We start from the raw sequence: 11,463 nt of genomic DNA, 5'->3' as shown, positions 1-11,463 counted from the left end.
ATGACAATGCGTAATTCTCTTTTGACCGTACTGGGAAGTGTTATGTTGCTTGGCGCGGCGCTGCCCGCCCATTCTGAAAGCGTGCTGCGAATCGGTCTGGGCGCTGACCCGGACATGCTCGACCCGCATCTGGCGCGCACCTACTATGGCCGCTTCGTCTTTGCCTCTCTCTGCGACAGGCTGGTGGACGTGGATGAAAACCTGAAGGTTGTCCCCGGTCTGGCTAAAGACTGGGCGTGGAGCGAGGACGGTAAAACCCTGACGCTCAATCTGCGCGACGGCGTGACCTTCCACGACGGTGAGAAATTCGATGCCGCCGCCGCAAAATACAACCTCGACCGCGCCCTGACCCTGAAAGGCTCCCTGCGTAAAAGCGAGATCTCCTCCGTTGAATCGGTCGAGGTCACCGGCCCGATGCAGATTGCGCTGCACCTGAAAACGCCGGATGCCGCGCTGCTGATGCAGCTCACCGACCGCGCCGGGGCAATGATGGCACCTGAAGCGGCGAAAAAGCCTGACTTTGCCGCCCACCCGGTCTGCTCCGGCCCGTATAAATTCGACAGCCGCGTGTCCCAGGACCGCATCGTTCTGACCCGCTTCGACAACTACTGGAACAAAGGCGCTTACCACTTCGACAAAATTATCTATCTGCCGATCCCGGATGCCTCCGTGCGCCTCGCGAACCTCCGCGCGGGCGATCTTGATCTGACCGAAGGCATCGCCGCCAGCGACGTTAAAACCGTCGAAGCCGACAGCAAGCTGGCGCTGGCGAAGGTGACCGGTCTGGGCTATCAGGGCATTACCTTCAATATCAACAACGGCAAGGTACCGGCGAACGATCCGTTCAAGGACGCTCGCGTGCGCGAGGCGTTTTCTCAGGCCATCGACCGCGATGCGTTAAACCAGGTGGTCTTTGAGGGGCTCTACACCCCGGCCAACCAGGCGTTTTCACCGGTCAGCCCGTATCACGTTAACCTGCCGGTCCCGCCGCGTGACGTCGACAAAGCCAAAGCGCTGCTGAAAGCGGCAGGCATCACCGCGCCGCTGACCGTCAACCTGCTGGTGCCAAACAACCCAACCTCGCAGCAGGTGGGTCAGGTATTGCAGGCGATGGTCGCCGAAGCCGGTTTCACCCTGAACCTGCAAATGACCGAATTTGCCACGCTGCTGGATCGCCAGCAGAGCGGTGACTATCAGCTGAGCTTTTCCGGCTGGTCGGGACGCCCGGATCCGGACGGCAGCATCTACGGCTTTATCAACAGCAAAGGCACGCTTAACGACGGCCGCTATAGCAACGCGCAGGTTGATGAATGGCTGACCCAGGCGCGCCAGAGCACCGACCAGGCCGCACGCCAGCCGCTGTACGACAAGGTGGTGAAGCAGCTCCAGACCGATATGCCGATTGCCTACCTCTACTTCGAGCCGCGCATTTTTGGCCTGAACAAAAGCGTGCAGGGCTTTAAGCCGTACCCGGACGGCATCGTGCGTCTGGCCGGTTTGACGCTGGCGAAATAAACGTCCTGAGGAGAACCCATGCTGGAACTGATTTGCAAACGTCTGCTGCTGGCCGTCCCGACGCTATTGCTGGTGAGCATGATGGTGTTCGGGCTGCAAAAGCTGCTGCCCGGCGACCCGCTGATCGCCATGGCCGGGGAGGAGCGCGATCCGGCCGTCATCGCCCAGCTGCGCGCGGAGCTGAACCTCGATGCGCCGATCCCCGTGCAGTATTTCCACTGGCTGACGCGGGCGCTGCAGGGCGATCTGGGCGTCTCCTTACGCACGCACGAACCGGTGACGCAGCTGATCGCCAGCAAGCTGCCGGTTACGCTGGAACTGTCGCTGCTGGCGATGATTATCGCGCTGGTATTTGGCATCAGCATGGGGATCCTTGCGGCGGTGAACAAAAACAGCTGGGTCGATCACGGGGCGAACTTCGTGGCGATCTCGGGGATCTCGATCCCGCACTTCTGGCTGGGGATCCTGCTGATTCTGGTCTTTTCGGTAAACCTGCAGTGGCTACCCGCGTCCGGCTACGTGCCGTTCAGTGAAGATCCGATCCAGAACCTGCGCACGCTGCTGCTGCCCGCTTCCGTGCTCGGAACGGGGCTCGCGGCAACGCTGATGCGCCACACCCGTGCCTCGATGATTGCGGTACTGAAGGCGGACTACATTCGCACCGCGCGGGCGAAAGGGCTGCTGCCGAAGGCGGTGATCCTGAAGCACGCGTTCCGCAACGCGCTGGTGCCGGTGATCACCCTCACCACGCTGCTGTTCGGCGAGCTGCTGGGCGGCGCGGTGCTGACCGAGCAGGTCTTCACCATTCCGGGCTTCGGCAAGATGATCGTCGACTCGGTATTCAACCGTGACTACGCGGTGGTGCAGGGCGTGGTGCTGATCGTGGCGATTGGCTTCCTGATGCTCAACCTGCTGGCCGACGTGCTCTACGTCCTTATCAACCCGAAAATGCGAGGTTAACCATGGCGGAACTGACAACGCAAACCGTTGCCCCCGCGCTGCCGCGCGCGCAGAACCGGGTGCTGAAGAAATTCCTCGGCAATAAAAGCGCGGTGATTGGCGCGGTGGTAGTGGGGTTCTTTGTGCTGGTGGCGCTGCTGGCACCGTGGATTGCCCCGTTCGACCCGGTTAAAGCCAACTTTCTGGCGGTGCGCAAAGCGCCGTCGGCGATGTACTGGTTCGGCACCGACGAGCTGGGGCGCGACATTTTATCCCGCATTATCTGGGGGGCGCGCACCTCGCTGATGGCGGGCTGTATGTCCGTGGTGATTGCGGTGGTTATCGGCGTGCCGCTGGGGCTGGTGGCGGGCTACTTCCAGAAGATGTGGGACGGGGTGATCTCGCGTTTTATCGAGGCGCTGCTGGCCTGTCCGTTCCTGATCATGGCGATCGCGCTGGGGGCATTTTTGGGCCCGAGCCTGACCAACGCGATGATCGCCATCGGTCTTTCGGCGATGCCGATCTTCGCCCGCCTGACGCGCGGCCAGGTGATCGCCATTCGCAACGAAGAGTACATCGACGGCGCGCGGGCGATTGGCCTGCCGGATCGCTGGATCATCATTAAATACGTCCTGCCAAACGTGATGTCACCGATCCTGGTGCAGGCCACGCTGGCGATTGCCTCGGCGATTATCGCCGAAGCCAGCCTGTCGTTTTTAGGGCTGGGACAGCAGCCGCCCAATCCGTCCTGGGGGTCCATGCTCAACACCGCGAAAGGGTTTCTTGAGCAGGCGCCGTGGATGTCCGTGTTCCCCGGCGTGGCGATTTTCCTTGCCGTGCAGGGCTTTAATTTACTCGGCGACGGGCTGCGCGATGCGCTCGATCCGCGCCACGACTAAGGAGTCATGATGACCAAAGCGCTTGATTTTACGTCCGGTTACGCTTCACGACGCCCGCCGATGCTGGGCCATAATGCGGTTGCGACATCGCAGCCGCTGGCGGCACAGGCAGGCATGAAAATGCTGCAGCTGGGCGGGAATGCCGTCGATGCGGCCATTGCCACCGCGATGGCGCTGACGGTGGTTGAGCCGACCGGCAACGGGATCGGCAGCGACGCCTTTGCCATCGTCTGGGACGGTGAAAAGCTACACGGTCTGAACGCGTCCGGTCGTTCGCCCGCGAGCTGGCATGCGGATCTGTTTGCCGGTAAAACCGCGGTGCCGGAAATCGGCTGGGACGCGGTGACCGTGCCGGGTGCGGTATCCGGCTGGGTTGCACTGGCGGAACGCTTCGGCACGCTGCCGCTGACCACGCTGGCGCAGCCCGCCATTGACTATGCGCGCAACGGCTTCCCGGTCTCCCCACTGATTGGCCATCTCTGGCAGCGCGGCTATAACAAGCTGAAAGATCAGCCGGGCTTCAGCGCCTGCTTCGCGCCGGAAGGCCGCGCCCCGCGCGTGGGGGAAATCTTCCGTAACCCGGCGCAGGCGAACTCGCTGGAGCTGATTGCGAAAACCAACGGCGACGCCTTTTACCGCGGCGAGCTGGCGCAGAAAATCGCCGCCTTTGCTAAAGAACACGGCGCGCATCTGACCGAAGAGGACCTGGCAAACCATCGCGTGGACTGGGTTGAGCTGCTGTCGCGCGACTTCGCGGGCGGTTCGGTGCAGGAGCTGCCGCCAAACGGCCAGGGGATCGCCACGCTGATTGCGCTCGGCATTCTTGAGCAGTGCGGCATTGAGAAGCATCATCCGGATTCCGTGCAGTCTCTTCATCTCTCCATCGAGGCGATGAAGCTGGCGCTGGCGGATCTCGACCGCTACGTGGCGGATGAAGAACACATGGCGTTCGCGGCGAAAGAGCTGCTGAGCGACCATTATCTGAAGTCGCGCGCCGCGCTTATCGACCACGATAAAGCCTCTGATTTTGTCTACGGCTCCCCGACGCAGAGCGGCACGGTCTACATCAGCACTGCTGACGCCAGCGGGATGATGGTCTCGTTTATTCAGTCCAACTATATGGGCTTTGGATCAGGCATCGTGGTGCCGGACACCGGGATCAGCCTGCAAAACCGGGGCTGCGGATTTGTGCTGGATCCACATCACCCGAACGCGCTGGCGGGCAGCAAGCGCCCGTTCCACACCATCATTCCGGGCTTTGCGATGGACGGCAACGGCCAGCCGCTGATGTCCTTTGGCGTGATGGGCGGCCCGATGCAGGCGCAGGGGCACATGCAGATGGCGCTACGCATTATGCTGCACGGACAAAACCCGCAGGCGGCGATTGACGCTCCGCGCTGGCGCGTGGTGCAGGGCAGGGAGGTGATCGTTGAATCAACGTTCGATCGCAATACAATTGCCGCGCTGCGCGAACGTGGGCATCAGATCGTGGTGGAAGATCCGCTGCAGGATTACAACTTTGGCGGGGCGCAGGTGATCTATCGCCTGCCGGAAGGGCACTACGTGGCCGCGACGGAAAGCCGTAAAGACGGGCAGGCGTTGGTGAGTTAATGTTTTATCCTCCCTCTCCCTTTGGGGTGAGAGTTCCCCACAAAATAATGCCTGCACGGACGACCCCCTCTCCCTTGAGGGAGAGGGCTGGGGTGAGGGGGAACGAACATACGGCTCTGGTGGTCATTCCGTTCACTTCATGTTCCTTGCTACTCTGTAACGACATGACCGGTGAACGTGCCAGGGTGGCTCAATCGCCACCACCCTGGCGACCCGGGCTCCCGGCGGTAAATCGCCGCTTCGCGGTTCCCTCTGCTTATTCCTTCAGGCTATCGGGTCGGGCATGAGCCTGCATCCCTGCAGGCCACGCCCTCTCGGCGCATCCCTGCGCCTCGCCCCGGCCTTACGGAAACGCCTCGGCGATTTACAGCCGGACCAGGGCATCGCTGTAAGCTATCCATTTTCCTGAAGCAACATTCACCGCTTCCGGTTAAAAAAATTACCGGGGATCCCTCAACCCTTTGGGAGAGGGGCGGGGTGAGGGGAAAATTTCAGCCAATGCTAAACGGATCCGCATCCTGCCACGCCGGAAACTTCTCCCGATACTCCTTCAGCGCCGTCAATGACAGCTCCGCATCAATCCGCGTCGCCTGATGCGGCTCAGCGGTGGCAATAATTTCTCCCTGCGGATTCACCACCCGGCTGTCGCCGCGGTAGTGATGCCCGTTGCCGTCTGTTCCCACGCGGTTACAGCCCACCACGTACGCCTGGTTCTCAATCGCGCGCGCCGCCAGCAGCGTCTGCCAGTGCAGCGAACGCGGCGCAGGCCAGTTGGCGACATACAGCGCCAGGTCGTAATCGTTACGGTTGCGCGACCACACCGGGAAGCGCAGGTCGTAGCAGACCAGCGGCAAAATACGCCAGCCGCGCCACTCGAACACCACGCGTTCGTTACCCGCTTCATAGTGATGGTGCTCATCCGCCATACGGAACAGGTGGCGTTTGTCATAAAAATGCACTTTCCCTTCCGGCTCAACCAGCAGGAAGCGGTTCACCGGTCCGCGTTCGGTTTGTAGCGCGGCGCTACCGGCAATGAGCGCGTTGGTCTCCTGCGCTTTGGTCTGCATCCAGGCGACCACCTCGTCCTGCGGCATCGACTGTTTCGCCGCTTCCATGGCAAAACCCGTAGTGAACATCTCCGGCAGGACAATCACATCACGCCCGGTAATCTCTTCCAGTTGACGATCAAAGTGGCGCAGGTTGGCGGGGCCATCCATCCACACTAAAGGTTGCTGCAAAATCGAAATCTTCAAACCAGGCACGATACAGACTCCTCAAAAGACCGCTTTTTGACACTGTAGCACGTCATTACGAGAAAATGTGGCAATAAAAAACCCCGCGCGAGGCGGGGTTTGTACAAGCGAAACGCGTTACGCCGCTTCAGGTTTGCGGTGCTTCTCCGGGAGCTTTACCGGCTGCGTCGCCAGCTCGTCCGGTTCGAAATCATCCACGTTAATACTGCGCAGACGGCTCTCTTCGGCTTTCACCAGCAGAGCGGCTTCATCTTTATTGATAATGCCACCGGCAAGCGCCTGTTTTGCCAGTTCGTCCAGACGGGTAAACGGCAGGTTTTTGCCCAGCTGTTTACAGATCTTCTGGTGAATCGGATCGGCGGCCATCACGTCCAGCAGCGCCTCTTCCAGCAGTCCCACCGGGTTATGCGGCGTCGGCTCAAGATACTGACCACGACCGATACGGGAGCGGGTTGCGCTCGGTACCTGCAGGATCTTCGCTACCTTGTGGTCCAGCTTGTCGGACGGGGCCAGATGGTGACGACCGGTTGGGAAGATCACCGCGCGCAGGGCACCCGCCACAAAGCGGTTCGGGAAGTTCGCCAGCAGGTCGTCAATCGCCTGTTCAGCCTGATACATCGCATCCTGCACGCCCCAGTGCACCAGCGGCAGATCTGCTTCCTGACGGCCTTCGTCGTCGTAGCGCTTCAGGACCGCCGAGGCCAGGAAGATCTGGCTCAGCACATCACCCAGACGGGCGGAGATACGTTCGCGACGCTTCAGGCTTCCGCCCAGCACCGCCATGGAGACGTCAGACAGCAGAGCCAGGTTGGCGCTCAGTCGGTTCAGATGCTGGTAGTAACGTTTGGTCGCATCGCCGGTTGGCGTCGCGCTGGTGAGGCCGCGCGTCAGGCCCAGCCAGAAGCTGCGCACCTTGTTGCTGCCCACGTGACCGATATGTTTGAACAGCAGCTTATCGAAGGCATCCACATCGTTATTCTGCGCAGCGGCCATCTCTTCCAGCACGTACGGATGGCAGCGAATTGCGCCCTGACCGAAGATCATCATGCTGCGGGTCAGGATGTTTGCCCCTTCCACGGTGATGGCAATCGGTGCGCCCTGATAGCCGCGCGCCAGGAAGTTGCCTTCGCCGAGCATAATGCCTTTACCGCCTGCAATATCCATCGCGTCAATGATCGACTGCTGCGCGCGGTGGGTACAGTGGTACTTCACAATCGCGGACAGCACGGCCGGTTTTTCGCCCAGCATAATGCCGTAGGTAATCAGAGAAGCAGCGGCATCCATCACGTAGGCATTGCCCGCGATACGCGCCAGCGGCTCTTCGATACCTTCCATCTTGCCGATGGAGATTTTGAACTGACGGCGAATGTGCGCGTACGCACCAATCCCCATCGCTACCGACTTCAGACCGCCGGTTGAGTTCGACGGCAGGGTAATGCCGCGGCCCACTGACAGACATTCCACCAGCATACGCCAGCCCTGACCGGCCATTTTCGGACCGCCGATGATGAAGTCAATCGGCACGAAGATATCCTGGCCGCGGGTTGGACCGTTCTGGAACGGCACGTTCAGCGGGAAGTGACGACGACCAATTTCAACGCCTGGGGTAGAGGTTGGGATCAGCGCACAGGTAATGCCCAGATCTTCATCGCCGCCCAGCAGTTTTTCCGGGTCAGAGAGCTTAAAGGCCAGACCCAGTACGGTGGCGATAGGCGCCAGGGTGATATAACGCTTGTTCCAGGTCAGGCGCATGCCCAGCACCTGTTCACCCTGCCATTCGCCCATGCAGACCACGCCGGTATCCGGGATCGCGCCTGCATCGGAGCCCGCTTCCGGGCTGGTCAGCGCGAAGCAAGGGATTTCCTGACCGCGTGCCAGACGCGGCAGGTAGTGATCTTTCTGCTCTTCGGTACCGTAATGCTGCAGCAGTTCACCCGGGCCTAAGGAGTTAGGCACGCCAACGGTAATCGCCAGGATCCCGGAAACGCCCGCCAGCTTTTGCAGGACGCGAGCCTGAGCGTAGGCGGAGAACTCCAGACCGCCGTACTCTTTCTTGATGATCATCGCGAAGAAGCGATGTTCTTTCAGATACGCCCACAGCTCTGGCGGCAGATCGGCCATTTCATGGGTGATGGCAAAGTCGTTTGCCATGCGGCACGCTTCTTCCACCGGGCCGTCAATAAAGGCCTGCTCTTCAGCGGTCAGACGCGGCTGCGGATAGTTGTGCAGCTTTTTCCAGTCAGGATTGCCCTGGAACAGATCGCCTTCCCACCAGGTGGTGCCCGCATCAATCGCTTCTTTCTCAGTGCGTGACATTGGCGGCATCACTTTGCGGAAGCCTTTAAACACCGGCGCGGAGATCATCGACTTACGCATCGGTGCCAGGTTAAACGGCAGAAGAATGATGGCAAGAGGGACTAAAAGCCAGATATTCCAGAGGCCTGCGACGCCAAGCGCAGCCGTCCAGGCCAGAAGAATCAGGCTGCTCAGGAATAAACTTACGCGGTGATAGAACAGCACACCGAGCAGTACAACGGTTGCGAGAATGCTCAAAATCATCATAAAGAAAAGCTCCCTTGCTTGTAGGAGGTCTGACCACTTGTGATGATATGGTTGTAGTTGATGTAAATTCCTTTAGCAATGTGTTTACAAAATAATTACAACCTGGTTCACATTGTTCGCGTTTTCGTCGGCACGAAAAAACAAAACGCCGGACGATTCGCATGGCTTTAGCTTCTCGCTTTTGACGCTATCCGGTACACTCCACTGTGTTATTTCATCAATACTGAAGGATTATCCTTATGTACCAGGATCTTATTCGTAACGAACTGAACGAAGCGGCGGAAACGCTGGCGAACTTTCTGAAAGATGATGCCAATATTCACGCTATTCAGCGCGCAGCGGTCCTGCTGGCCGACAGCTTCAAAGCCGGTGGCAAAGTGCTCTCTTGCGGTAACGGTGGCTCCCACTGTGACGCCATGCACTTCGCCGAAGAGCTGACCGGACGCTATCGCGAAAACCGTCCGGGCTACCCGGCGATTGCGATTTCCGACGTGAGCCACATCTCCTGCGTAGGCAACGACTTCGGTTACGACCACATCTTCTCCCGCTACGTTGAAGCGGTAGGCCGTGAAGGCGACGTGCTGCTGGGAATTTCGACCTCTGGCAACTCCGGCAACGTGATCAAAGCGATCGCCGCCGCGCGTGAAAAAGGGATGAAAGTCATCACCCTGACAGGTAAAGATGGCGGTAAGATGGACGGTACAGCGGACGTTGAAATCCGCGTTCCGCACTTCGGTTATGCTGACCGTATTCAGGAAATTCACATCAAAGTGATCCATATACTGATCCAACTGATCGAAAAAGAGATGGTTAAGTAAGAAGGCTATTTTATTTGCCATTTTGAATCCGGGCAGTGCTCGAAATCCTCACGTACTACGTGTACGCTCCGGTTTCTGCGCGCTGTCCGAATCCAAACTGGCTGCAACAATTACGCCTTCCCGCGTTAAGGCGTTTTGTGGAGGTGTTGTATGTGCGAACTGCTCGGGATGAGCGCTAATGTGCCAACCGATATCTGCTTTAGTTTCACCGGGCTGGTTCAGCGCGGTGGAGGAACCGGGCCGCATAAAGACGGCTGGGGCATCACCTTCTACGAAGGCAAAGGGTGTCGCACGTTCAAAGATCCACAGCCCAGCTTTAACTCACCGATTGCCAAACTGGTGCAGGACTACCCCATCAAGTCCCGCTCGGTGATCGCCCACATCCGTCAGGCAAACCGCGGCGAAGTGGCGCTGGAAAATACCCATCCGTTTACCCGTGAACTGTGGGGCCGTAACTGGACCTACGCGCACAACGGGCAGCTTACGGGCTATAAGTCGCTGGAGACGGGCAACTTCCGCCCGGTCGGCGAAACGGACAGCGAAAAAGCCTTCTGCTGGCTGCTGCACAAGCTGACGGAGCGCTATCCGCGCACGCCCGGCAACATGGCCGCCGTATTCAAATATATCGCGACGCTGGCGTCTGAACTGCGTGAAAAAGGCGTGTTCAACATGCTGCTTTCTGACGGGCGCTACGTGATGGCGTTCTGCTCAACGAATCTGTTCTGGATCACCCGCCGCGCGCCGTTTGGCGTTGCGACGCTGCTCGATCAGGATGTGGAGATAGACTTTCAGAAGGAGACCACACCGAACGATGTGGTCACCGTCATTGCTACGCAGCCGCTGACGGGCAACGAAACCTGGCAAAAGATTATGCCAGGCGAGTGGGTACTATTTTGTCTCGGGGACCGTGTAATTTGACGCCAGCTGCGGGTGGACGACTTCGTGGCTCAGCGGCTTGCTGACCACGTAACGGCCATCGACGATAGAGACCACCGGTGGCTTGCGGGTCTGCTCAAAGTAGTCGTAACCTGGCTTCAGCTGTTTCCAGAAATCCGCGTAGTAGGAGTACTTGTGACGCGCCATGTTGGCGTCCGTCATGCGGAACGGATAGATGCTGACCTGTACGTTAGGCTGCCCAAAGACCAGCGCGCCCGTGACGAACTGGAAAATCTCATCAATGCCGGAGTCGGTCATCGCATAACAGCCGACAGACACGCAGGCACCGTGGATCATCAGGTATTTACCTTCATAACCGTGTGCACGGTCATAGGCATTCGGGAAGCCGATGTTAATGGCCTTATAGAAGCGGCTGTCAGGTTTTAGCTGATTACGCTGAACGTTGTAAAACCCTTCCGGACTTTTGAAATCGCCCTGACGCTGTTTTGGCCCCAGACCGCCGGAGTAGTTACAAATTTTGTAACTATCAAGCAGCTGATATGTCTCGCCCATTTTCACAAACAGATCGAGAGTGCGTTCTTCCTTGAAGATTTGAATATAAACTGGGGATCCCATCAGCTGTTGTTTATATTCTTTGCTAACCGGTGTCGTTGAGCTATTACTGCTGAGCAGTCCGGCAAACGACATGCACGGCATCAGAAGCATCGCAATGAACAATGCGATTTTACGCATACTACTAGTTCCTTGATAAAACCATGACCAAATTGCCAGGACGGCAAAAGAGACCCGAAATCAGATTAATCTGGACAGGAGCGCTCACATTAGCACCGATAAAGATTTTCGCAAGAGCCAACCTTTGTGTTTACAAATTAGTTTTACTTTATAACCCATTCAAATCGCCCTGACTCCAGGAACTTTGCGTAATAGCTCGCATTTTGGCGCGTCAGGAGGCGGATCCTCTGCCCCCTT

9 protein-coding genes are annotated in these 11,463 nt (G+C 58.6%); 6 read left to right on the top strand and 3 right to left on the bottom strand.

Annotated elements, in window-relative coordinates; translation table 11 throughout:
• The 4 genes from KW829_RS16920 to KW829_RS16905 are packed head-to-tail and all read left to right on the top strand — an operon-like array spanning position 1 to position 4,964.
• Entirely contained in the window at positions 1-1,515 is a 1,515-nt protein-coding gene (locus KW829_RS16920) for an ABC transporter substrate-binding protein (protein WP_172411097.1), read from the top strand.
• 18 nt (positions 1,516-1,533) lie between these two features.
• The gene (locus KW829_RS16915; protein WP_015571382.1) at positions 1,534-2,475 is read left to right on the top strand and encodes an ABC transporter permease; all 942 of its coding nucleotides are present in this window, start codon (positions 1,534-1,536) and stop codon (positions 2,473-2,475) included.
• Positions 2,476-2,477: 2 nt separating this feature from the next.
• Positions 2,478-3,353, top strand: coding sequence for an ABC transporter permease (locus tag KW829_RS16910; RefSeq protein ID WP_063431376.1), 876 nt, complete (start codon positions 2,478-2,480; stop codon positions 3,351-3,353).
• Positions 3,354-3,362: 9 nt separating this feature from the next.
• Complete coding sequence (locus KW829_RS16905; protein WP_218308690.1) at positions 3,363-4,964, top strand: gamma-glutamyltransferase family protein; 1,602 nt, start codon at positions 3,363-3,365, stop codon at positions 4,962-4,964.
• Positions 4,965-5,455: 491 nt separating this feature from the next.
• Here KW829_RS16905 and KW829_RS16900 read toward each other — a convergent pair whose 3' ends face one another.
• The gene (locus tag KW829_RS16900) at positions 5,456-6,226 is read right to left on the bottom strand and encodes an amidohydrolase (protein WP_010427882.1); all 771 of its coding nucleotides are present in this window, start codon (positions 6,224-6,226) and stop codon (positions 5,456-5,458) included.
• 108 nt (positions 6,227-6,334) lie between these two features.
• The gene (gene fadE / locus KW829_RS16895) at positions 6,335-8,779 is read right to left on the bottom strand and encodes an acyl-CoA dehydrogenase FadE (protein WP_120159503.1); all 2,445 of its coding nucleotides are present in this window, start codon (positions 8,777-8,779) and stop codon (positions 6,335-6,337) included.
• 239 nt (positions 8,780-9,018) lie between these two features.
• Between fadE and lpcA the strand changes: the two genes are divergently transcribed.
• Complete coding sequence (lpcA, locus tag KW829_RS16890; RefSeq protein WP_010427884.1) at positions 9,019-9,597, top strand: D-sedoheptulose 7-phosphate isomerase; 579 nt, start codon at positions 9,019-9,021, stop codon at positions 9,595-9,597.
• Between the two features lie 150 nt (positions 9,598-9,747).
• Complete coding sequence (locus KW829_RS16885) at positions 9,748-10,515, top strand: class II glutamine amidotransferase (RefSeq protein ID WP_010427885.1); 768 nt, start codon at positions 9,748-9,750, stop codon at positions 10,513-10,515.
• On the opposite strand, the gene dpaA is transcribed toward KW829_RS16885, so the two are convergent.
• On the bottom strand, positions 10,486-11,226 hold the full coding sequence (gene dpaA / locus KW829_RS16880; protein ID WP_010427887.1) for a peptidoglycan meso-diaminopimelic acid protein amidase: 741 nt from the start codon (positions 11,224-11,226) through the stop codon (positions 10,486-10,488). The two genes, KW829_RS16885 and dpaA, sit on opposite strands and share 30 nt — an antisense overlap.
• Positions 11,227-11,463: the final 237 nt, after the last annotated feature.

Origin of the sequence: Enterobacter sp. ENT02 (assembly GCF_019219165.1) — a bacterium.
GTDB classification, from domain to species: domain Bacteria; phylum Pseudomonadota; class Gammaproteobacteria; order Enterobacterales; family Enterobacteriaceae; genus Enterobacter; species Enterobacter mori.
This window is presented reverse-complemented; position numbering and strand designations above follow the sequence as displayed.